Source organism: Pseudomonas sp. X10 (genome assembly GCF_054889225.1).
In genome coordinates, this window is sequence record NZ_CM142677.1 from 3,448,914 (window position 1) to 3,469,733 (window position 20,820).

22 protein-coding genes, 1 tRNA gene and 1 pseudogene are annotated in these 20,820 nt (G+C 58.4%); 16 read left to right on the plus strand and 8 right to left on the minus strand.

The window, feature by feature from the left end:
- Positions 1-103: 103 nt before the first annotated feature.
- Positions 104-649 carry an RNA polymerase sigma factor gene (locus ACYU03_RS15795; RefSeq protein WP_461885590.1) on the plus strand — a complete coding sequence of 182 codons (546 nt, stop codon included), beginning with the start codon at positions 104-106 and terminating at the stop codon, positions 647-649.
- A 495-nt stretch (positions 650-1,144) separates the two neighbouring features.
- Here ACYU03_RS15795 and ACYU03_RS15800 read toward each other — a convergent pair whose 3' ends face one another.
- Complete coding sequence (locus tag ACYU03_RS15800) at positions 1,145-1,687, minus strand: DUF3455 domain-containing protein (protein WP_461885591.1); 543 nt, start codon at positions 1,685-1,687, stop codon at positions 1,145-1,147.
- 278 nt (positions 1,688-1,965) lie between these two features.
- Between ACYU03_RS15800 and ACYU03_RS15805 the strand changes: the two genes are divergently transcribed.
- From ACYU03_RS15805 to ACYU03_RS15820, 4 genes are read left to right on the plus strand one after another with little or no spacing between them, the layout of a single operon-like run.
- Positions 1,966-2,805 (plus strand): hypothetical protein, encoded by an 840-nt coding sequence (locus tag ACYU03_RS15805; RefSeq protein ID WP_461885592.1) that lies wholly within the window; start codon positions 1,966-1,968, stop codon positions 2,803-2,805.
- Between the two features lie 43 nt (positions 2,806-2,848).
- Positions 2,849-3,727, plus strand: a complete 879-nt coding sequence (locus ACYU03_RS15810; protein ID WP_461885593.1) for a c-type heme family protein — start codon at positions 2,849-2,851, stop codon at positions 3,725-3,727.
- A gap of 12 nt (positions 3,728-3,739) precedes the next feature.
- Positions 3,740-5,179: a serine/threonine-protein kinase gene (locus ACYU03_RS15815; RefSeq protein WP_461885594.1), complete on the plus strand. Its 1,440-nt coding sequence runs from the start codon at positions 3,740-3,742 to the stop codon at positions 5,177-5,179.
- Positions 5,176-5,991: a PP2C family protein-serine/threonine phosphatase gene (locus ACYU03_RS15820; protein ID WP_461885595.1), complete on the plus strand. Its 816-nt coding sequence runs from the start codon at positions 5,176-5,178 to the stop codon at positions 5,989-5,991. Before ACYU03_RS15815 ends, ACYU03_RS15820 begins: the two co-directional genes overlap by 4 nt.
- A gap of 229 nt (positions 5,992-6,220) precedes the next feature.
- Here the strand turns inward: ACYU03_RS15820 and ACYU03_RS15825 are convergent, their stop codons facing one another.
- Positions 6,221-6,715, minus strand: coding sequence for a GNAT family N-acetyltransferase (locus ACYU03_RS15825; RefSeq protein WP_461885596.1), 495 nt, complete (start codon positions 6,713-6,715; stop codon positions 6,221-6,223).
- A 33-nt stretch (positions 6,716-6,748) separates the two neighbouring features.
- Positions 6,749-6,895, minus strand: a pseudogene (locus ACYU03_RS15830) (transposase domain-containing protein); the annotation flags it as partial.
- 507 nt (positions 6,896-7,402) lie between these two features.
- Here ACYU03_RS15830 and ACYU03_RS15835 point away from each other — a divergent pair.
- The 3 genes from ACYU03_RS15835 to ACYU03_RS15845 all read left to right on the plus strand — a co-directional run bounded on the left by ACYU03_RS15835 (position 7,403) and on the right by ACYU03_RS15845 (position 10,466).
- Positions 7,403-7,975 (plus strand): nuclear transport factor 2 family protein, encoded by a 573-nt coding sequence (locus ACYU03_RS15835; protein WP_461885597.1) that lies wholly within the window; start codon positions 7,403-7,405, stop codon positions 7,973-7,975.
- Positions 7,976-8,158: 183 nt separating this feature from the next.
- Positions 8,159-9,523: an outer membrane beta-barrel protein gene (locus ACYU03_RS15840; protein WP_461885598.1), complete on the plus strand. Its 1,365-nt coding sequence runs from the start codon at positions 8,159-8,161 to the stop codon at positions 9,521-9,523.
- A gap of 58 nt (positions 9,524-9,581) precedes the next feature.
- Positions 9,582-10,466: a LysR substrate-binding domain-containing protein gene (locus ACYU03_RS15845; RefSeq protein WP_461885599.1), complete on the plus strand. Its 885-nt coding sequence runs from the start codon at positions 9,582-9,584 to the stop codon at positions 10,464-10,466.
- 30 nt (positions 10,467-10,496) lie between these two features.
- Here ACYU03_RS15845 and ACYU03_RS15850 read toward each other — a convergent pair whose 3' ends face one another.
- A complete protein-coding gene (locus ACYU03_RS15850; protein WP_461885600.1) occupies positions 10,497-10,931 on the minus strand; it encodes a MarR family winged helix-turn-helix transcriptional regulator in 435 nt (144 codons plus the stop codon).
- Positions 10,932-11,053: 122 nt separating this feature from the next.
- On the opposite strand from ACYU03_RS15850, the gene ACYU03_RS15855 reads away from it, so the two are divergent.
- From ACYU03_RS15855 to ACYU03_RS15880, 6 genes are all read left to right on the plus strand, one after another.
- Complete coding sequence (locus ACYU03_RS15855) at positions 11,054-11,542, plus strand: flavin reductase family protein (RefSeq protein WP_461885601.1); 489 nt, start codon at positions 11,054-11,056, stop codon at positions 11,540-11,542.
- A 78-nt stretch (positions 11,543-11,620) separates the two neighbouring features.
- Positions 11,621-12,853 (plus strand): acyl-CoA dehydrogenase family protein, encoded by a 1,233-nt coding sequence (locus tag ACYU03_RS15860; protein ID WP_461885602.1) that lies wholly within the window; start codon positions 11,621-11,623, stop codon positions 12,851-12,853.
- 51 nt (positions 12,854-12,904) lie between these two features.
- Positions 12,905-13,894: an amidohydrolase family protein gene (locus ACYU03_RS15865; RefSeq protein ID WP_461885603.1), complete on the plus strand. Its 990-nt coding sequence runs from the start codon at positions 12,905-12,907 to the stop codon at positions 13,892-13,894.
- 100 nt (positions 13,895-13,994) lie between these two features.
- Complete coding sequence (locus ACYU03_RS15870; protein WP_461885604.1) at positions 13,995-15,458, plus strand: aldehyde dehydrogenase family protein; 1,464 nt, start codon at positions 13,995-13,997, stop codon at positions 15,456-15,458.
- A gap of 42 nt (positions 15,459-15,500) precedes the next feature.
- Complete coding sequence (locus tag ACYU03_RS15875) at positions 15,501-16,241, plus strand: SDR family NAD(P)-dependent oxidoreductase (RefSeq protein ID WP_461885605.1); 741 nt, start codon at positions 15,501-15,503, stop codon at positions 16,239-16,241.
- A 135-nt stretch (positions 16,242-16,376) separates the two neighbouring features.
- Positions 16,377-17,780, plus strand: a complete 1,404-nt coding sequence (locus tag ACYU03_RS15880; RefSeq protein WP_461885606.1) for an MFS transporter — start codon at positions 16,377-16,379, stop codon at positions 17,778-17,780.
- Between the two features lie 131 nt (positions 17,781-17,911).
- Here the strand turns inward: ACYU03_RS15880 and ACYU03_RS15885 are convergent, their stop codons facing one another.
- On the minus strand, positions 17,912-18,358 hold the full coding sequence (locus ACYU03_RS15885; protein ID WP_461885607.1) for a GNAT family N-acetyltransferase: 447 nt from the start codon (positions 18,356-18,358) through the stop codon (positions 17,912-17,914).
- Between the two features lie 320 nt (positions 18,359-18,678).
- Between ACYU03_RS15885 and ACYU03_RS15890 the strand changes: the two genes are divergently transcribed.
- Positions 18,679-18,915, plus strand: a complete 237-nt coding sequence (locus ACYU03_RS15890) for a PAAR domain-containing protein (RefSeq protein WP_461885608.1) — start codon at positions 18,679-18,681, stop codon at positions 18,913-18,915.
- A 231-nt stretch (positions 18,916-19,146) separates the two neighbouring features.
- Here the strand turns inward: ACYU03_RS15890 and ACYU03_RS15895 are convergent, their stop codons facing one another.
- The 3 genes from ACYU03_RS15895 to ACYU03_RS15905 all read right to left on the minus strand — a co-directional run bounded on the left by ACYU03_RS15895 (position 19,147) and on the right by ACYU03_RS15905 (position 19,984).
- A complete protein-coding gene (locus ACYU03_RS15895; RefSeq protein ID WP_461891480.1) occupies positions 19,147-19,476 on the minus strand; it encodes a type II toxin-antitoxin system RelE/ParE family toxin in 330 nt (109 codons plus the stop codon).
- Positions 19,473-19,709, minus strand: a complete 237-nt coding sequence (locus ACYU03_RS15900) for a type II toxin-antitoxin system ParD family antitoxin (RefSeq protein WP_461885609.1) — start codon at positions 19,707-19,709, stop codon at positions 19,473-19,475. The genes ACYU03_RS15895 and ACYU03_RS15900 overlap by 4 nt, the downstream gene beginning before the upstream one ends.
- 187 nt (positions 19,710-19,896) lie before the next feature.
- Positions 19,897-19,984, minus strand: a tRNA-Ser gene (locus ACYU03_RS15905).
- A gap of 122 nt (positions 19,985-20,106) precedes the next feature.
- Here ACYU03_RS15905 and ACYU03_RS15910 point away from each other — a divergent pair.
- Complete coding sequence (locus tag ACYU03_RS15910; RefSeq protein WP_461885610.1) at positions 20,107-20,778, plus strand: Bax inhibitor-1/YccA family protein; 672 nt, start codon at positions 20,107-20,109, stop codon at positions 20,776-20,778.
- Positions 20,779-20,820: the final 42 nt, after the last annotated feature.

Sequence of the window (20,820 nt, forward strand, 5' to 3'; positions counted from 1 at the left end):
CATTGAAGTCCAAGACATGCGAAGGGACCCGCCAGCCTGTGTGTGGGCTGGGGCATGGCGCATCCTGACTTCATGTCGACTTTATTACACGAAACGAGGAACTATGGCGATCACTGGTGCAGACCTTCCCACACTGCTCCCCGGCATGCTGCCGCGCCTGTGGACCTTTGCTCTGCGTATTTCCGGCGACCGCCACGACGCCGAGGACCTGGTCCAGCTGGCCTGCGTCCGCGCCTTGGAGCGCGCTCATCAGTTGCAACCCGACACCTCCCCCTTGAGCTGGATGTTCGCCATCGTCCACACAATCTGGATCAACGAAGTCCGCTCGCGCAAGGTGCGTAGCCGCTCGCGCCAGGAATGGAACGACAGCATTATCGAGGGCGTCACCGATCCGGCTGCGCAAACGCCGGAAAGCGACCTGATGCACCAGCAGATCCTCACGGCGGTGAACAATTTGCCCGACGGCCAGCGCGAAGTCATGCTGCTGGTGGCCATCGAGCGCTTCAGCTACAAGGAAGCCGCTGAAATTCTGGAGGTGCCTATCGGCACAGTCATGAGTCGCTTGTCGCGGGCCAGGCAAACGATTGGCACACTGTTCAGCGACACCCTGGAACGGCCTGCAAATGGCCACAGCCTGCTGCAGACCTGAGCCACCTCCTGGCGAACAACGTTCATCTTCAGGCGCTTGCATGCGCCCTCCTCCTTGTTTTCACACACCTGCGCCGCTTTGCCCGCATTACTGACACAGTGCGCTGCCACCAGTATTTTTACAAGTATCGGGAACCAATTTTAATAAATAAAGTCACCGCCATACGTCGCGCAACTTCCACCGTTGAAAAGTTCGCTATAACACTTGGTCATGCGCGTTTATTCCATAGCATTTATTATCTCTTTCGATTGCCATTTCGTTCTATTCACTCCTATTCTCGCCGCCAGCTCACGACTGCCCGGTTCGATCGACCGGACAACTTTCCCGACTATTCCCTACAAACTTTACCGAGGCGGTCGCGGATGAAGCGTCACCTGGTACGGAGCCTTCCGCGCACTCTGTCCCCAGGCTGACGGCACTTCCGACCAGTATCCATGGCTTTCACATACATGAGAACGGTAGCTGAGAAGCAGGCCCGCGCTCGCTCGACAGGGCTTATTGGCCCAGGAATACATACCTCGCGCTGTACGGCTCGAGGTGCAACGCCCCCTCCTCCTGGCAACTCCCCGCGAACTGGCCACCATGGGTATCGAGACGCTGCACCTCGCGAACCGCTGGCAACGCCCCCTGATACGTCACAATCTCCAGGCGCAGTTGGGCAATATCCTGCTCATTCGCCCCCGGCGCCTGGGCGACGACCTTGCCAGTCACCAACGTGCCGTCGGTCATCTGCCATGAAGGACCAGCGAAATGGCGCCCAACGGTTCGGCCATCGAGGATGAGGGTCGCCAGCGGCTCGCGGAAAGCCCAGGCCAGCTTGCCCGCGTCGTCGACACGGCACTCGTAGATCTGTACGCCGTGCGCCTGCACGCTGAGCAGTTCAGTAGCGCCAGGCACTGGGGGGAACGCTTCGTTGGCCACCGCGACACGCACCGAGCCCGCCAACATCAACAGGGTCAGGGCACAGTAGCCAAGCGGGCTGCAGCCTGCGAATGACGCTAACGCACGCCGCACGCCGAGCAGTGAGATGTCATACATGATCGTCTGTCTCCGGTGATGGATTGGAGCAGACACAACAGGCCAGCCTCACAACTTATTCCCCGGGATATGCGACTCGCCACCGTCCGCATTACACCGTCGCGCACAGGTCGATAACACTCGGGCACAAGCTTTTATTCCATGAAATCGGTCAATACATCCCATTGAAATACATAGAGAAAATTGACGTTCCCCAACGCGCCTCAGCAGCTACTCTGCGCACATTTCCAGCCCTGACGGACAGCCCCGTGGCCGCCGTTCCTTTCGATGGCAGAACCATGGACAGAACCCCGATACTTCTTCTCCTGACCGGCCTGCTGAGCCTGTCGTCAGCGCTCGCCGCGCCAACCGACCTTGGTGTGCTCAGCGTGGCGGAAAAGCCTGCGCAACTGATCCGAGCCACGTCCTTGTACGAAGCCGCGGCCGGTACTCGCCTGAAGGCCAGCGACTATCTCGAATCCGGCAGCGCTGGCCTGCTGCTCGACCAGGTGGCTGGCGTACGCCTGGCCCTGGGCCCGAAAACGCGTATCTACCTGGAACAGAACGGTAATACCACCCACATCGGCCTGCTCGAGGGCTGGCTCAAGCTGCAGCCACTGTCCGGGAAACCCTCAAGCCTACGCGTCGATACAGCCAATCTGATGCTGGACGCCAGCCACAGCGCCAGCGTCATTCACGTCCAGGGGATGCGTACCGAAGTCTTCGTTGAGGACGGCACGCTCGGTATGGTCGAATCCAAGGGCCGCGAAAGCCGCAAGGCTAGCCTCAAGCGCGAAGAGTACGCCCGGCGCCTGGACGATTCGCCGTTGAGCGCCGCAGGACGCCCGCCCAGCGCGTTCATCAGTACGATGCCAGCGGCGTTCTTCGATCCGCTGCCCGCCGTATCGCCGCGCAAAGGCGCAGGCGATACGTTGAAGAAGCTGCGCGACGTCACCTTCGCCGATGTCTCCCCACTGCTGCTCGGCCCACTGAAAAGCAACGCCCGCTCGCTGGCCACACGCTTCTCGCCGCGGCTGTCAGACCCGGCATTCCGCCAGGCGATCCTGCAGCATTTCGGCGGCACGCTGCCATGGGAAGCCGAACTGTACCGTTTCGAACGCAGGGCCGGTACACACTGACCGAACGCCACCCGCCCCTCACCGAGTCCTCGGAAAATGCCCCATGAAACTGTCACTGGCCATCAAATTCAACGTCGTGTTCCTGATCGTCTTCGTCGTCGGCTTCATCGCCAGCAGCCTGTTTGCCAACTACCTGCTGCAACGCAGCGCACGGGACGAGTCGCTGGACAAGGCGCGCATGCTCATGGGCGCGGCGACCGCCAGTAGCACCTACACCTCCGATCAGATCGTGCCACTGCTGGAGAACCGCCTGAAGTTCGAGTTCCTGCCACAGTCAATCCCTTCCTTCGCCGCCACCGAGCAGTTGCAGCAAATGCTCAAGGCCTATCCGGACTTCCTCTACAAGGAAGCCACACTGAACCCCACTAACCCGCGTAACCGCGCCACCGGCTGGGAAACCGAGGTGGTCAACCAACTGCGCGGCAAACCCGACACCAAGGAACTGATCGGCGAACGCACCGACGACAAGGGACCTTCGCTATTCGTCGCCCAGCCTATCCAGATCACCGACCCTGCATGCCTGGCCTGCCACACCTCACCTGAAACGGCACCCAAGACCGTGGTCGACCTCTATGGTACGCACAACGGCTTTGGCTGGAAGCTCAACGAGATCATCGGCGCACGCTTGGTCTCGGTGCCACTGGCAGTGCCGCTGCAACGGGCAGGCGAGATGCTGCACACCTTCATGCTATCGATGCTGGGCATCTTCGTGTTCCTGTTCTGCGCACTGAACGTAATGGTCCATCTGTTCGTCACCCGTCGCCTGCAAGCCATGTCGGCGCTGGCCGACCGGGTCAGCCTCGGTGAGGACGATGTGCCGGAAATGGACGTCAGCGGCCACGACGAACTGGCACGCATGGGCCAGTCGTTCGTGCGCATGCGCACCAGCTTGGTGAGCGCCATGAAGATGCTCGAAGAATAACCGGGAGCCACCATGCTCGAACAACTGGGCAAGTACCGCATCGACAGCGTGCTCGGCAAAGGCGCCATGGGCACCGTGTACAAGGCCTTCGACCCCCATATCGCGCGAGTTGTCGCGCTCAAGACGATTCGCCGCGAGCTGCTCGGTGAAGGCCAGCAGCAACAGGTGGTCAGCCGCTTCCAGAATGAAGCCCAGGCCGCCGGACGCCTGAGCCACCCCAACATCGTGGCGGTGTATGACTACGGCGAGGACGATGGCGCCGCCTACATCGCCATGGAGTTCGTCGATGGTATCGCCCTCAACACTCGACTACAGAACCAGGAACCGCGCCAGCTGTCCCAGGTGCTCGCCTGGATGCGCCAGTTGCTGTCGGCACTGCATTATGCTCACGCCAAAGGCGTGGTGCACCGTGATGTGAAGCCGGCCAACCTGCTGATCACCGCCGACGGCCAGGTCAAGGTCACCGATTTCGGCATCGCCCGTATCGACACCTCGGTGCTGACCCAGACCGGCTCGATGATCGGTACACCCAGCTACATGTCACCGGAGCAATTCTGCGGCGAACAGGTGGACGGCCGATCCGACGTGTTTTCCGCTGGCATCGTGCTCTACCAGTTGCTGACCGGCGAGCGCCCCTTCTCGGGCTCGGCGACCATGGTCATGCAGCAGATCCTCAATCAGACGCCGGTACCGCCATCGAACCTCAATCCGACCCTGGACCCGCGCCTGGACAACATCATTGACCAGGCCCTGGCCAAGCGACCCGACGCGCGCTTCGAATCGGCCGAGGCGTTTCTCCGGGCGTTGGAGGCATTTACCGGCGAGCAGGCGCTGGATTCCGCGGAACTCGATGACGACCGTACCCGCCTGATGATGCCCACCCGCGTCGGTCCAGGCAGCCTGACCACGACACCGAGCACCGGCCTGGGCAGCAATGCCAGCGCCGAAGCGCTCGATACCCTGACGCCCTGGAAGCACCAGGTCAGGCCGCAGCTCGAGTCGCTGCTCTCGCAGCAGATCGGCCCCCTAGCGCGCCTGCTGGTCAAGCGCAGCTTGGCCAGCGCCAGCGACTTCCCGAGCATGCGTAGCACCCTGCTGCCACACATCCCCTCCGAACGTGGCCGGGAAGAATTCATCAACGCGACCGATGCACTCTACCAGTCCTTCAGCGCCACCCAGGACAGCCCCGCCACCGATGACATGGCACCAGCAAGGCCGATGGACGAGAGCCTCGACAGTGCCCCGCAAGATATTGACGAAGCGTTCACGCAGGCAGTGGAAACACACCTGACTTACCTGATCGGCCCCATCGCACGCATCGTAGTGAGCCGTGCCCTAGAGCGTGCGAGCAGTCGCCAGGCCTTCTTGGACGGCGTCGCCGGGCATATCGACGATCCGCTTGTGCGCCATGAATTCCTGCGCCAATCGGACAACAACGGGGACCTGCCATGAGCAAGGCGCAGAACCACGGCGCCAGCGCCCCCTGTCCACTGCGTGGGGCCATGGCGTTCGGCTACAGCGATACCGGCCCTGCCCGTCAGCACAACGAAGATCACTACCTACTCGATGCCCATCTCGAATTGCTGGCCGTGGCCGACGGCATGGGAGGCCATGACGCCGGAGCGCTGGCCAGTGCCCTGGCGCTGGAAACCCTACGCGATCACCTGGCCCGGGAGATCGTCCATGTCGGACTCGGCTCCAGCGACCCGGACGCGACCTGCCAGGTCCCGGCAATGCAAGCCGTGGGGGTCTTGCAGGATGCGGTGGAAGCAGTCAATGCTCGCCTGTATGCGCAGAACGTCGCACGGCACGTGAGCGAAGGCCGTGGCATGGGCACCACCCTGACCGGCATCTGGCGTCCCCAGGCGGGTGGTCCGCTGCTGACGTTCCATGTCGGCGATAGTCGCCTGTACCGCTACCGCGCTGGAGCACTGGAACAACTGAGCCGCGACCAGACCTGGTACCAGCAGGCACTCGACGCCGGACATTTCGACCGCCTGCCAGCGCGCAACATGCTGCTGCAGGCGATCGGCCCCTCGCCACGGGTAGAGCCGGAGATCGGCATCCATCCGGTACAGCCTAAAGATGTGCTGATGCTATGCAGCGATGGCATTCATGGCAGCATACCCCACCACGAAATCACCCGACTGCTACGCCACGTGTGCCAGCACAACCTGCAGGCCACCAGTGAACGGCTGATCGAACTCGCCGCCGAGTATGGTGGGCGGGACAATGCCACAGTGGTACTGGTCAGGTTTCATTGAAAGGCAGGCCACCTGGTAGGTCGCAGGCCAATCTGTTTGTCGCAGTTGACCGTCTGCTCCGGCACAATTTGCGCCATGACGTCCTCACTCACATTGATGCAATCAAGCAAATTGTCGAAAGCTAAGGAAACCTTCGCGACCAGAGTCTCTTTGCGCTGCTGGAGATAGGTAAGCGTCTAGTCATCACACATTGACAATGTTGGCCCTGAGTCCAGCATCCAAAGGACGATTAGAGCGCTAGTCGCATTTTGATGGGCTGTTCAACCTTGCCACACGAAAGCGCGCAAGGCGGGAGGTATTCGAGGCGGATAAAACCAAGCTTTTCGTAAAGTGATCTGGCAGGCTTGTTCGATTCAAACACACTGAGATCCAGCGAGGTGAAGCCGGCACTTCGGCAATGCTCAATCACGATTGAAAGGAGAGCAGAGCCATGGCCATTGCGGCGATACTCTCGCTTCACTTGCATCCCTAGAATCCCGATGCTGTCGCTACCGCCAGGTCGGCAGAAGCTTTCTGGGTAGGCTTCCGCCGAGCCTAATATTTGCCCGTCATGCTCAATTACGTATACAGGCCAAGATTTTTTTACAACCTGGATTAACGCTCGCTCTATTGCTTCTAGAGGGGGCGGGGTTGAGCGAGCTGAGTAACGACCTTCGGCATTCACTTCACAAAAAAGCGAGTAAAACCCGTTGAGGTCATTGAGGGTGATTTGCCTAACTTCCATGTTTACCTCATCAATAGTCCTGGGAGTACCCAGCTAGCTTATGGTCGCATTCATACGCCAAGTGTGGGGTAATAACTTAGCAATTTCGTTGGCCTTCTGCGTCGGCAACCGCATCAGTACCTCCTTGAGGTGGGCGTACGGATCATGTCCATCCATACGTGCCGACTGGATCAGGCTCTGGGCACACAGGAGTCGGGCCAGGCGGCGTAATCGCAGTATTTCATTATTCAAGTGGCAATAATGCGGCGACTTGCTCTGTGTTCAGGGAGGGCAGCGATGATGGGGGGATTGAAGCAGAGGTCTTGGAGCGGCTTTTAGCTGCTGTCGGAACCTGTGAAGAGCGATGACCGCACTGGAGACCTATTTGATTCAGGCAGGTGTCCATTGATACGGAAGCAGTTGGCCGATCTTGCTGGCCCGCTGTGGCCGAGGAAAAACTTAACGCAGTGTCCGGGCTTAGTTGACCACTACACCGCCCATGCGCCAGAGGAGCCGGTTCGCTCGACTAATGCTCGACGCCCTACCCGCTTGTCTTCGCGCCGGCATGCTGTGCCATAGAGAAGCCTGTCCCTCATCCGCCCTATTGATCTCTAAAAGCGATCAATTGTTGTTATTAATTCATTGGATATTGCTTCACTTATATCGGAGGCTAATTCCACACCCTCAAGAACTGCCTCAGGAAGCACCATGCAGAACTATGTTGAAGATCGACTCCAAATCTCCGATCTCATGACCGGCTGGATCCACCGTGATCTCGGTCAATGGGAGCAGTTGCTCAACCTCGCCCATCCCGACGGGACCATCGAAATCACCTGGTTCAAGGGCTTGTTCAGCGACTTCGTCAAAGGTTCGCAGCGCATGGGAGCCTCCGATTTTCGGACGAAACACGTGATCGCCAATCCGGTCGTGACATTCAACGGCGACAAGCCTGTCGTCGAAACCAACGCCGTCATCATCGGTGAAAACGCAAAACTGAAGCTGGGATGCACCGTCCACAACCGGTTCTACGACCTGGTTGAAAAACGTCGCGGTCAATGGAAGATTTTCAAGCGTCAGACCATCTATGACATGGGTGCATTCACTTTCCCCCAAGGGCCGGTAGAAATCGACCAAGAGTCGCTTCGAAACTACCCGCGCGAATATGCCGCATTAGCCTACCTACTGGAACATAGTGGTTTTCCACTGCAAGGAAAGTTCGCCACCCGAGGCGACGCAATGGAACAGAAGATGCGGGCTGATGCCAGTGCGTGGTTGGCTTGATAACTTAAACCCCAGGCTAATACCACGCTCAACTTCCCTACATCGTTGCGCATCGAGGTTCATCACCCCGCGAAGTTTCCTGAAAAACTCAACCCGATCTCGATGATCATTTGCGCTGACTGACTGCTGTGAACACATGACAGCTCATATCCGGCTGTCCCACAATAATAAAGTGAACGAGTCATGACCCCTCTCGACATCAAAGCGTCTGGTACGCTGATTGCTGTACTGCTTTCAACCGGTTGCCTGGCTGCGGGCACTACTGAACCTGCGGCCGAAGGCACCGTGTTTCGCAGTGTTTTCGGTGACACTCTCGAAAACGAGTATGGAATCACTGTCTCTGGCCTGCTGAATGCTGGTGTTTCACTGAATAACAACTCTTCCAGCAAAGACCGGAAATCAGGGCTGACCAACTCGCCACTCACCGGACTTTCCGATGAAGGATTCGAGCTGGCCGGTTTGCATCTGTTCGTCGACAAGTCGATCAAAACCACGGAGGTTCTAAGGGTCACTCCACTGCCAGGCCCAGCTCCGACAGAAGCGTCTTTCGGCTTTACCATGGAAACGCTTTACGGGCGCAACGCGCAAAACTCCCGCCTCTACGGCTGGGACGCTCACTGGGGCATCAACTCGCCGGGTGACAAGGATTCTGCGAAGGCGACACGCGATAGGCAGAATTTCCTGTCCACCCCGAACCTGGCTGCAACCGCCTACCTTCCTTTTGCGGGTGGGGTGACTGTGATGGCGGGTATCTTCGGCTCAGGGATCGGCTATGAAATCCCTTCCAACCTGAGGTTTGCCCGGAACCCTTTCGCCACCCACTCTTACGCCCTGATTGCCGAGGCCGGCCCCCTCGCCGGCGTGCTAGTTGGCACTCGCGTGGTCAATGACAAGGACATGTTGCTGGGGCTGGAACTGGGTGTCGTTCAGGGCCAGGCGAACGTGCGCGACAACAACGATGAAAAGTCGGTCATGGGTGCTGTCCGTTGGCGTACGGCGGACATGAATACTTGGATCGACTACGAGTTCCTGCTCGGGGACTCGCAGAATGACAGCTTCAGCGATGTGCAGACGCCCAAAGGCAGGATCACTTCTCCCGATGGCCAGTTCAAGCAGATGCATTCCCTGAACGGTTGGCACAAGTTCGATCAGAACTGGTCCATGGGCGCGGAAGTGCTTTACGGGCATCAGGATGGCGACGGCAAGCCGAGCACAGTAGACGTGATTACCGGACCAGGTTTCAACGGCGCGAGGTGGTGGGGGGCCAACGCAGTATTGACCTATCGAATTCGCAAGGACTTGTCGTTTTCCACGCGACTGGAACACTTCGACGATAGAGATGGTTTCATTCAGTTCCCCGCGTCCACCGCCCGCGGCACATACCGTGCGATCACTACTGGCTTGCGTTACGACGTCAACAAATATCTTGTGTTGCGTCCCGAGCTGCGTTACGACACATTCGACGCACGGGAACATGATCGTCCGTTCGGCAATGGCGATGCCCGCAATCAGTTGACCGGTGCCATCGAGGCATTGGTCTACTTCTAGATGACTGAGCCACGGGGTGGCCGCGCCCCCCGTCACAGATCGATCAACGAGGTCTTCGATGGAACTGCGCCACCTTCGTTACTTTCTTGCCGTCGCGCAGGAAGGCCACTTCGGTCGCGCCGCTGCACGCCTGAACATCGTCCAGTCCGCGCTGAGCGTGCAAATCAAGGCGCTGGAAGATGAACTGGGCGGCCTGTTGTTCATCAGGACTACGCGCAAAGTCACCCTTACCCAGGCCGGCGAAGTGCTCAGGCGCGAGGCCCAGCATACGGTCGATCAAGCCGATCATGCGCGGCGAGCCGTCAAGCGTTCGCTCAGTGGCGGCTCTGGCATCGTACGAGTCGGTTTTGCCGGCAACGCAGTGTTCAGTGGCCGCCTGATGGATGACGTCAACACATTCCACCGCGAACATGCCGACGTAGAGTTGCAGGTACAGGAGATGTCACCGCAGTTGCAAGGCGCCGCGATTCTATCCGGCCGCCTGGATGTGGGTTATACCTCGGGGCATAGCGTGAACAGCGACTCGATGTTGCGACGCACGCGGATCGGCGAGTGGCCAGTGATCGCGGCGATGCGCAACGATCACATCCTTGCAGGCCAGCCCCATCTGATTCCCGCTTCGCTGATCGATCAGCCGATCATTCTCTACACGGCAGATGAGCGATACAAAACCCTGGAACCTGCCTTGGAAAAATCGATGGGATGCAGCCCCTTCATCGCTTATCGGGTAGCCAGCACACTCACGGTCCTAGCGTTGGCCGCGTCGGGGCTCGGCGTGGCGCTCGTACCCGAGCCATTGATGCAAGTACACATTCCAAACCTCGTCTACAAGCCGGTGAAGTCCGGGCAGTTGAATGCTCACCTGTTTCTGCTCAGCCGCAGCGCGGAAACCACCGGAGCGGTGAAAGCCTATCTGGATATCGCGCTCAGAGCGAAGATCTGAAACACACCGTGCGCCCCTTGGAACAGTGCGTCAGGGCTCTATCACCTCCAACCGATCATAGATGTCGATCAGTATTTCCTTGAGCAGCTCGCGTTTTTCCTGGGAGAGATGGGCGATGGCCACATCTTCGAAATGCTTGGCTATCGGCATGAGCTCATCGATCAGCGCCTCTCCCTTCGTCGTCAGGTTGATTTCAACGCTGCGTGCGTTGTTCTCGACGCGACTGCGTGACAACAGCTCCAGCTTTTCCATGGCTCCGATCAGCCGCGACAGAGTCGAGATCTCAATGCTGGTCATACCGGCAAGGTCGTTGAGACGTTGATACCCCGACTCCCTCAGAGCGCTCATCACGCGGTACATCGGCACGGTAACGCCATAGCCCGCGATACGTCGGGAGAAGAGATCACCGAATCGCACGCCGACCCGGTTGAGCAGAAAGGGATAGGAATCGATCAGTTTGAACACTACGCAGGCCTCTTGAATGACCTGTGCACTATATCAAAAGGATGGAAATATTTCTTTGACAACACTTGCATTTGCAAATATTGTGATTGCAACTTGGCTACCGATAAGAACAAGGAGACACCATGGAAGCCGCCGTTGCCCCACAAACCGTTGAACAATCGTTCCGTAGCGCGATGCGTCGCTACGCAGCCAGCGTAACCATCGTGACCGCCTCCGATCACTCCCGCCGCCACGGTATGACGATGACGGCTGTCAGTTCGCTGTCCATGTCCCCACCTTCGATGATCATCTGCGTCAACCAGTCAACGTTGCTCAATGACATCCTGCATTCCGGCCGCGAGTTCTGCGTCAACGTGTTGCGTCACGACCAGGCCGAGCTGTGCAAGGCCTTCAGCGGCGGCGTGCCTGCCGAAGAGCGCTTCACCGATAGGTTCTGGCGCAATTGTCACGACGGACTTCCGTACTTGCGTGATGCCCAGTCCGTCATCGTCTGCAAGAAAGCAGCGGCCATTCCCTATGCCACCCACACCATCTTCGTGGGCACGGTTGTAGAGGTTCTTCTCGAAGACGACGTCAAGCCTCTGCTTTACCGGAACGCGACATTCGGTTGAGCCCCCTTCGAAAGCTGACGGGCAAGACGGTTCGAAACCGGCTTCGCGTCATCTCTCCAGCCCATCTCGGTAGCAATCATGAACACGATCGAATTTCCAAGTCAGCCCACATCCCGGCGCCAGCCCCATCGCCCCCGACTCGCCGAATTGCAGGCCCACGTCGCCCAACTGTCCCCCGTCCTCGCCGCACGAGCCGGCCAGATCGAAGCGGACCGAAGAGTATCCCTGGAGAACATCGAGGCTTTGCGCAAGATCGGTTACTTCGATGTCATGAAGCCCAAGGCATTTGGCGGTTACGAGTTCGACTTTTCGGATCTGGTAGAACTGAACATCGGTCTGGCCAAAAGCTGCGCATCGACAGCGTGGGTTGCAGGGCTACTCGCCGCCCATCAGTGGCTGCTGGCCACGTTCCCAGAACAAGCGCAGAAGGACGTCTGGGATAACGATCCAGACGCCTTGGTATGCGGATCCTACGCCCCAGCCTGCAAGGCGGAGATTGTCGCCAACGGCTATAGCATCAGCGGGCGCTGGGGCTTTGCCAGTGGTAGCGACTGTGCCCAGTGGGCGATGTGCGCAGCCATCCTGCCTGCCGATGAAACGCGCGCGGCCGGCCCTGCTTTCCTGCTCGTCCCCGCCCGGGACTACGCCATCGAAGACACCTGGAATGTCATGGGGCTCGCCGGCACCGGCAGCAAGACATTGGTGATGGAAAATGTCTTCGTGCCCGCGCACCGGGTTCTGACCTTCGCCGAGACCAGCAATGGCACAGGCCCTGGCGCCGACGTCCATGGCGAAAACCCCGTTTTCAAGATGCCGATGCTCTGCAACATCCCTTCTTGCCTTGCCTCCGTTGCGATCGGTGCGGCCAAAGGCGCGCTGGAGGATTACCTGGAACGCACAGCCACTCGGGTTACTCGTGGTGCTGTCGCGGGTGGCCAGAACCGTATGGCCGAGTTCGCCACCGTTCAGTTGCGGGTCGCCGATGCCCAGGCAAGTTGCACGGCCGCGCACCGCACCTTGATTGCAGACCTCAAGGAACGCGAGTCGACGATCAAACGCGGCGAAACCATCTCAGTCAATGAGCGAATCGAAAGCCGATTGGGCCAGGCGTTCTCCGTCGTACTGGCCGTCCGCGCCATCGAAGCCTTGAACGCCTCCACCGGCGGTCAGGGGCTGGACACCTCACACCCGGTTCAACGCGCATGGCGCGATGTCAATGCCGTGTCACGGCACATCAGCATGAACTGGGACGCCGTCGGCACCATGTATGGGCAGCTGGCGCTGGGCCTGGAGCCCAAGGGTCAATATTGATCGTCTGCACATTTGCGCTCACGCCTCGAACAACAACCAAGAGAGCTCACCATGTTTAAAGTCACCGGAAAGATCGCCCTCGAAGAACACTTCGCGACCGAGGAAACGTTGCAGGACTCCTTGGGACAGATGCCAGCGTCCGTGGGCCCGGAACTCAAGGCCCGACTGCTGGACATTCAAAAGCGGCGCATCGAGGAGATGGATCGTCATGGCATCGCGCTGATGATCCTCTCGCTGAACGCTCCAGCGGTACAGGCCGTCCCCAATATCCAAGAAGCCAACGACCTGGCGCGCCGCTCCAATGATTATCTGGCCGAACAGATCGCACAGAACCCAACCCGCTTCAAAGGTTTCGCTGCGCTGCCGATGCAAGACCCTGAGCTGGCAGCCCTTGAACTACAACGCTGCGTCGATGAGCTGGGCTTTGTCGGCGCCCTGGTCAATGGCTTCTCTCAGGTCGGCGACATCGACACCGTGCGCTATTACGACCTGCCGCAGTACCGTCCATTCTGGGAAAAGGTGCAGGCGCTGGATGTGCCTTTTTACCTGCACCCACGCAACCCGCTGCCTTCTCACGCTCCGATCTATGACGGTCATCCTTGGTTGTTGGGCCCGACCTGGGCGTTCGGCCAGGAAACGGCTGTCCATGCATTGCGCCTGATGGGGTCAGGGCTGTTCGACGATCATCCGAAACTGAAAATCATCCTGGGGCACCTGGGCGAAGGCCTCCCGTACAGCATGTGGCGCGTCGACAACCGAAACGGATGGATGAACATCCCGGGCAACTATCCGGCCAAGCGCAAGATCGCCGAGTATTTCCACGAGAACTTTTACCTGACGACTTCCGGCAACTTCAACGATCAGACGTTGATCGATGCAATGCTGGAAATCGGTTCCGACCGCCTGCTGTTCTCCGCCGATTGGCCTTTCGAAAATATCGACCACGCTTGCGATTGGCTCGACAACGCCTCGATCAGCGACAACGACCGCATGAAGATCGGCCGCACCAACGCTGCCCGTCTGTTCAAGCTGGACAGGTAGTTCGGCAAGACCGCTCAGGACCGGGAAGTCTTTGCATCCCGGTCAGCAATCACGTCCGACCTGAGCCCTACACATTATCGCCACCTGCAGGAGAACAATAATGATCGCGCAACTGGCAAAACACTGGATCAACGGTGAGTGGGTCGAATCACAAAGCGTCGGAGAATCGATCGATCCGGCGACTGGCAATGTCATAGGTCGTTTCGCGGACGGCGGCGCGGTCGAAGCCGAATCGTCCATTCACGCCGCCAAGAAAGCGTTCACCAACAGCCGCTGGCGCGAGGACAAGAACTTTCGCGCCGATGTGATTGAAAAGCTGGCGGCCTGCTTCGAGCATCACACCGAAGAACTGGTGGCGGCCCTCTGCCTGGAAAACGGCAAGATTCGCCGCGAAGCGCTGTTCGAAATCACGATGCTTGCACCCAAGCTGCGCTACAACGGCGCGCTGGCCCGTTCGTACAAAGGAGAAAGCGGCAGCGCACGGCCGGGCTCCATGTCGATGATCGTCCATGAGCCGGTGGGCGTGGTCGGTGTCATCGTGCCGTGGAACTCGCCCGTCGTCTTGATGATTCGCTCCGTTGCACCCGCTCTGGCGGCTGGCAATGCGGTGGTGGTGAAAATGCCGGCCCAGACCGCCCTTCTCAACGCCTTGGTAGCCAGCATTTTTGCGCAGGTGCCAGAGCTGCCGAAAGGGATCGTGAACTTCTTCACCGAATCCGGCGACGAGGGATCGAAGTCGCTGGTGTCGTCCCCTGACGTACCGGTGATCAGCTACACCGGCTCGACTCACGTCGGTGCCATGATCGCTGCCCAAGCCGCAAGGCACCTCAAGCGTTGCAGTCTGGAGCTGGGCGGCAAGACCCCGCACCTGATTTTCGCCGATGCCGATCTGGAGCTCATGATTCCAACCCTGGCTGCCTCGGTCACGGTATTCGCCGGTCAGTTCTGCATGGCCGGTTCTCGCGTCATCGTGCACGAGGACATCGCTGAAAACGTCATCGACGGGATCAAGCGACGCTTCGCCGAGTTGCGTCTAGGGGCCGCCGCCGATCCGCAGAGTCAGATGGGCCCCATGATCGACAAGGGCAACGTGGCTCGTGTCGATCGGGCGGTCGAGCAGGCCATTGAGGACGGCGCAGAGGTGATGTTCCGCGGGGGCCCGGTCGTTGAAGGACCTTTGGCAAGCGGCGCGTTCTACCGCCCTACCCTGCTGAAGGTCACTGATCCGAACCTGAGCATCGTTCAGCAGGAAACTTTCGGTCCGGTGATGACGGTACAGACCTTCGCAACAGAAGAAGAAGGCATCGCGTTGGCCAATGACAGCGAATTCGGTCTGGCCGCCGCCGTCTGGACGCGCGATACAGCGCGGGCTTTCAGGGTCGCTGGACGCATGGAAGCAGGCACTGTATGGCTGAACGATTGGGCACAGGTTCACGATGAGTTCGAAGAGGGCGGCTACAAGAAATCAGGCATGGGTCGCCTCAATGGCAGCTCGGGTATCGACGATTTCCTTGAAATAAAACACATCACGTTCAGCACTACCAGCAGTCACGCTGCCCACTGACAACGGCCTGCGTAATCTACGACTACCTGAAAGAGATCAACTATGACTCAAGTTCGCAAAGTAGCAGTGGTCACCGGCGCAGCCCAGGGCTTCGGCCAGGCCATCAGCATCGGGTTCGCCAAGCGCGGGATCGACGTGCTGGCGGTCGACCTTTCCGAGAGCGCTGAAACGCTGGCCCAGGTTCAGGCATTGGGTGTACGCGGTGTGGGAGTGGTCGCCGATGTCTCGGATGCAAGTGTCAGTGAACGTATCGAAAAGGTACTTGAAGACGAGTTCGGACGCTGTGACATCCTGGTCAACAATGCCGGGATCTTTCCCACCAAGTCGATCCTGGAGGCCGATTACGCCCTGTGGCAAAAGGTGCACCGGGTCAACCTCGATTCGCAGTTTCTGATGGTCAAAGGCGTACTGCCGTTCATGACCAAAAGCGGTTATGGACGGATCGTCAACCTGACGTCGAATTCACTGGGGCTGACCGCGACCGGTCTTGCCCACTACATGTCCAGCAAGGCAGGCGTTATCGGTTTTACTCGCGGCCTGGCGACTGATCTTGCCGAGTTCGGCATCACCGTGAATGCCGTCGGCCCGACGGCTTCGCTGACGGCCGGCGGCAAATCCCACATCGCTATCGAGCTGATTGAAGAGGTGGCGAAAATGCAGGCGATCAAGCGTCCGGGAACGGCCCAGGACATCGTCGGCACCGTGATGTTTCTGTCCAGTGAAGAAAGCGCCTGGGTGACCGGGCAAACCATCATGGCGGACGGTGGGCTGGTTCGCCTGTAAGTAATGCGTGGCATCGGTGCGCAACAGCTCTCAGCGCCGCTGCCACGCGGTCAATACCGGGCGTGGCTCATCCCGCGCTCGGCTAAACCGAATTTTTCGTTGCTCGATAATAAACCTAATAAAGAGACGATACCCATGACCTCTCAGATCGATGTCACACAGGTGGTAGCCAACAGCCGCCTCGGCCCTTACCAGATGCTGGTGTTGTTCATGTGCTTTACCTGCATGACCATCGACGGCTTCGATATCCAGTCGATGGCGTACGTCGCGCCCGAAATCATCAGCCAATGGGGGATCGCCAAAGCCAGCCTGGGGCCGGTTTTCGGCGTCAGCTTAGTGGGCATGCTTCTAGGTTCGCTGATTTTCGGTTCCATCGCCGACGCGATCGGCCGACGCCCCGTGCTGATCGCCGCTCATCTCCTGCTTGCGCTGACCATGTTCGCGACGACCTATGCCGAGTCGATAACCGGCCTGATGGTCATGCGCTTGTTAAGCGGTCTGGCCATGGGGGCGATCGTACCTAACGCCATCGCGATGGCGACCGAGTTCGCGCCCAACCGCAACAAAGTCACGCTGCTGATGCTGGTGTCCTCGGGCATGGTATTCGGCGGTATCGTCGGAGGGGTAATCGCCGCCTGGCTGATCCCGCTCTTTGGCTGGCATAGCGTGTTCTATACCGGTGCGATCGCGCCGTTGGTCTTGGCCCTGCTCATGCTGGCACTGATGCCAGAGTCCATGCAGTGGCTGACGGCTAAGGGTAAATCCGCCAAACGCGTGGCCAAGACACTGAATCAGATCGACCCCAACCTGATCATCGACGATGCCCATACGATAGTCATGAACTCGGCCAAAAAATCCGGCCTTTCGGTAAGAGGCCTGCTCGATGCTGAACATGGCCGCGGGACGCTATTGCTGTGGCTCATGAACCTGATGAATATGCTATGCGTGTACTTCCTCGCGTCGTGGATCCCTGTGCTGATGAGTGACGCCGGGCATGCCGCCTCCGAGTCGGTTCTCGCCGGCGCCGCATTGTGGCTTGGCGGCCTTGGCGGCACATGGTTGCTTGGATGGTGCGTGGACCGCAAAGGCTACGTCGTGGTGCTGTTGCCAACGTTCATCCTTGCGGGCTTGGCGATCGTATTCTTCAGCCTCTGTTATGCTGGCATTCACTGGGCCTATCTGTTCATCGCCGTGGCAGGTTTTGGCACGTTGGGCGGTCAAGCCCTGCTCAACACCATGGCATCGACCTATTACCCGACAGCCCTGCGTTCCACCGGTCTAGGTTGGGCCCTGGGGTTCGGCCGCCTGGGTGGCATCATGGGGCCAATCATCGGTGGCGGCCTGCTTACACTGCAATGGAGCACCGCTAACTTGCTGATGCTTTCAGCGCTGCCTATAGGCATCACCGTTGTCGCCATCCTGATTTTTTCCAGAACGGACGATAAACGCTGGTCCACCGAGGGCCCATCGTCCCCCACTCCTGGCATGACAGCAACATCGGTCGGCGAGCAGCCTGAGAAACGTGGAGCAGTTCGATAGTTCGCAGCTCTGGACGTTGAGCAACGTCCAGACGGAAAAGATCATGAACGGGTAGAGGGTCGGTGAGCGTTTGGCTAATCCACCTCACGAAGGCTTGCCGCCTGGACCAGTCCGTGGCGAGCCTCACCCGGTTAGGTAAGGTTTTTTTCGAAGTAAACGCGTTTGAAACCATCCTCCGTGCGTTCCGCTATTTTCACATAGCCGAGCCTGGGGTAGATCGAGAGGTTATCCGTCATCTTTTCATTGGTATAGAGATGGACGGCGCTCACACCATGCTGCCGGGCGGTGTTTTCACAGAAGCTGATCAGCGCCTTCCCGACACCAAGTCCGGCCGCATTGGGCAGGACTGCCACGTTTTCCAGCAGGAAATATCCCTCTTTGGCATAGAACACAATAAAACCCTGGAAGCCGGCCTGATCATCCGTCGCAACGTAGACCAGCCCTGCCGCTATTTGCGCGATGAAATCAGCGATCATCGGAGCTGGCTTGCGCCCGATCATCGGCACATAGCGAGCGTAAGCCTGTTCAGCGCAATCTCTGATATGGGGCTCATCACTCGCTTCGGCTAGCCGGATCATATCGTTCTCCTTACTTACGGGGGTTGCATACTGTCCAGCTGGCATCCGCTGATGCTTGCTATGGATAGGGATATTGGGTGTCCGACTATGATCAAACTGGGAGACACCGTCCACCACCTTTCCTATTGTTTTGTGGGCAAGGCGCCGGTGTCACAAGAGTCCGACCTGCCTTTTCAGTGCTGCTCCCTAACTGGTTTAAATACTCCAATTGCAATGATTTCCAACGCACGCTCTTAATCAATTTCGAATTCATTCTACATACAACAGGTAGCGATGTATGAATATGCTCGCCCCTCAATTCTTGCAACCAAGGAGCGGGCATGGCAGTTGGTCATTTCATTCGACTAGGCGACAAAACGACATGCGGGGGAACGGCTCTAGAAGCCGACACCCGCATCATGATGTTTGGCATTGCGCATGCACGGGAGTGGGATCGGGTGTCCTGTGGCGTGGATGGCAAGGTCTACCAAATCATTGGCGGCGTTTCGTATATGAAAAGCCACGGCAGGATCGTCGCCGGTACGTTAGATCTTTTCCTCAAGCCGCCACCAGGGTGAATGTTTGCTTTTGCAGTGCCTCGAGACCGCGCGGCGCATCGCGGGCAAGTTGCGGCAGCGAACCGACCACACCTATTGGACAAGCGCTAGCTCATTGACTTAGTAAAACCCTCAGGGAGCAATTGTCTTGTGGTGCATGTGATGCCTCTTCCCTAAGCGACAGACTGCTTATCGAAACCAATTGAGCGCAAGCAGAAGACATCCACCATCCAAGCACAATCTTTACTGCCACTAATGGGAAGCGCTTTCAACCAACCATTCAGGAATATCCCGCATACCGTGTAAAATGCGCCATACATCGATATGGTCATCGCGTTCAACATAGAACACCAAGTAGGGATAGCGCTTCAGCGGCCAATAGAGCAATCCCGGCAGATCCAACTCATGAGCGTACCGAGCTGAACCCAGGGCCGGATGCCGACTGATGTGGGTATAAGTCCTTTCCAAGGCATCGATAAAACTGAGTGCAGCCTGCTCGGCCTGCTCGCCAAGGTAATAGCTGATAGCGTCTTCTACGTCTTGGTTGGCAAGCGCTCGTGGAATGACGGGCTTGACCTTTATCCTCGAGCCTTACGAACCTTCGCGCGCAGAGATTCGAAATAATCACCATCCGCAGGAGTAGCCTGGGCCGATTCAGCCCCAGCCAGTAGCAAGCTACGCAGATGCTGCCGATCCTGGTCCTTGCGAATCAGCTCCCGCACATATTCGCTACTGGTGCTGTAGCCTCGCTGGCTAACCTGATCATCGACAAAGGACTTGAGGGCATCCGGCAGAGAGATGTTCATGGTGCTCATGGTTTTGTCCGCATTTGACAAAATTTGCCAAATTATACACCCCCAGCCCACCCTCGTCAGGACACTCAGCTCAATTTCAAGCCTAAAACCACTACCAGTGACAGCTTTTCTGGAATGGGTACAAACGTGGGTAGTAAAACAGCCACCCACAAAAAAGCCCCATTTTCAGGGGCTCTCATGAGAAATGTGGCGGAAGCGTAGAGATTCGAACTCTAGGATAGTTGCCCATCGACGGTTTTCAAGACCGTTGCCTTAAACCACTCGGCCACGCTTCCTTCGTTTTGCGGCGGCAATCATACCGTAATGAAACAAGCTGTCAAACTCTCTATGTCGCCGGTTGCAAGGGCTCTGATATGATCTTTGCATCTGAACGTTTCAAAACCACAGGAGTGTCGCCATGCGCGAACAGGATTATGCCGTCAACCACGGCCAGCAGGTAGAGCAGCTGGAGGTCAGCCGCGTCCTGCGCAATACGTACAGTCTGCTGGCGCTTACCCTCGCCTTCAGCGGTGTCATGGCTTTCATCGCTCAGCAGATGCGGGTCGGCTATCCGAATATTTTCGTGGTGCTGATCGGTTTCTACGGGCTGTTCTTCCTCACTGCCAAGCTGCGTGACTCGGTCTGGGGGCTGGTGTCGACCTTCGCCCTGACCGGTTTCATGGGTTTCATCCTCGGCCCTATCCTCAACCGCTACTTGGGCATGGCCGGTGGCGCTGAAGTGGTGAGCTCGGCTTTCGCCATGACCGCCCTGGTGTTCGGTGGCCTGTCGGCCTATGTGCTGATCACCCGCAAGGACATGAGCTTCCTCAGCGGCTTCATCACCGCCGGTTTCTTCGTCCTGCTGGGTGCCGTGCTGGCCAGCTTCTTCTTCCAGATCAGTGGCCTGCAACTGGCGATCAGCGCCGGCTTCGTGCTGTTCTCGTCGGTCTGCATCCTGTTCCAGACCAGCGCGATCATCCATGGCGGCGAACGCAACTACATCATGGCGACCATCAGCCTGTATGTATCGATCTACAACCTGTTCGTCAGCCTGCTGCAACTGTTCGGCCTGATGGGTCGTGATGACTGATCGGTTGTGAATGTTTGAGAAAGCCCGCTTCGGCGGGCTTTT

Coding starts and splice junctions, on each gene's coding strand:
- ACYU03_RS15800 (WP_461885591.1), bottom strand. CDS start 1,687: ATGTATGACATCTCACTGCTCGGCGTGCGGCGTGCGTTAGCGTCATTC.
- ACYU03_RS15900 (WP_461885609.1), bottom strand. CDS start 19,709: ATGAGCACCATGAACATCTCTCTGCCGGATGCCCTCAAGTCCTTTGTC.
- ACYU03_RS15840 (WP_461885598.1), top strand. CDS start 8,159: ATGACCCCTCTCGACATCAAAGCGTCTGGTACGCTGATTGCTGTACTG.
- ACYU03_RS15860 (WP_461885602.1), top strand. CDS start 11,621: ATGAACACGATCGAATTTCCAAGTCAGCCCACATCCCGGCGCCAGCCC.
- ACYU03_RS15890 (WP_461885608.1), top strand. CDS start 18,679: ATGGCAGTTGGTCATTTCATTCGACTAGGCGACAAAACGACATGCGGG.
- ACYU03_RS15880 (WP_461885606.1), top strand. CDS start 16,377: ATGACCTCTCAGATCGATGTCACACAGGTGGTAGCCAACAGCCGCCTC.
- ACYU03_RS15815 (WP_461885594.1), top strand. CDS start 3,740: ATGCTCGAACAACTGGGCAAGTACCGCATCGACAGCGTGCTCGGCAAA.
- ACYU03_RS15820 (WP_461885595.1), top strand. CDS start 5,176: ATGAGCAAGGCGCAGAACCACGGCGCCAGCGCCCCCTGTCCACTGCGT.
- ACYU03_RS15910 (WP_461885610.1), top strand. CDS start 20,107: ATGCGCGAACAGGATTATGCCGTCAACCACGGCCAGCAGGTAGAGCAG.
- ACYU03_RS15835 (WP_461885597.1), top strand. CDS start 7,403: ATGCAGAACTATGTTGAAGATCGACTCCAAATCTCCGATCTCATGACC.
- ACYU03_RS15865 (WP_461885603.1), top strand. CDS start 12,905: ATGTTTAAAGTCACCGGAAAGATCGCCCTCGAAGAACACTTCGCGACC.
- ACYU03_RS15810 (WP_461885593.1), top strand. CDS start 2,849: ATGAAACTGTCACTGGCCATCAAATTCAACGTCGTGTTCCTGATCGTC.
- ACYU03_RS15885 (WP_461885607.1), bottom strand. CDS start 18,358: ATGATCCGGCTAGCCGAAGCGAGTGATGAGCCCCATATCAGAGATTGC.
- ACYU03_RS15805 (WP_461885592.1), top strand. CDS start 1,966: ATGGACAGAACCCCGATACTTCTTCTCCTGACCGGCCTGCTGAGCCTG.
- ACYU03_RS15795 (WP_461885590.1), top strand. CDS start 104: ATGGCGATCACTGGTGCAGACCTTCCCACACTGCTCCCCGGCATGCTG.
- ACYU03_RS15825 (WP_461885596.1), bottom strand. CDS start 6,715: ATGGAAGTTAGGCAAATCACCCTCAATGACCTCAACGGGTTTTACTCG.
- ACYU03_RS15855 (WP_461885601.1), top strand. CDS start 11,054: ATGGAAGCCGCCGTTGCCCCACAAACCGTTGAACAATCGTTCCGTAGC.
- ACYU03_RS15845 (WP_461885599.1), top strand. CDS start 9,582: ATGGAACTGCGCCACCTTCGTTACTTTCTTGCCGTCGCGCAGGAAGGC.
- ACYU03_RS15875 (WP_461885605.1), top strand. CDS start 15,501: ATGACTCAAGTTCGCAAAGTAGCAGTGGTCACCGGCGCAGCCCAGGGC.
- ACYU03_RS15870 (WP_461885604.1), top strand. CDS start 13,995: ATGATCGCGCAACTGGCAAAACACTGGATCAACGGTGAGTGGGTCGAA.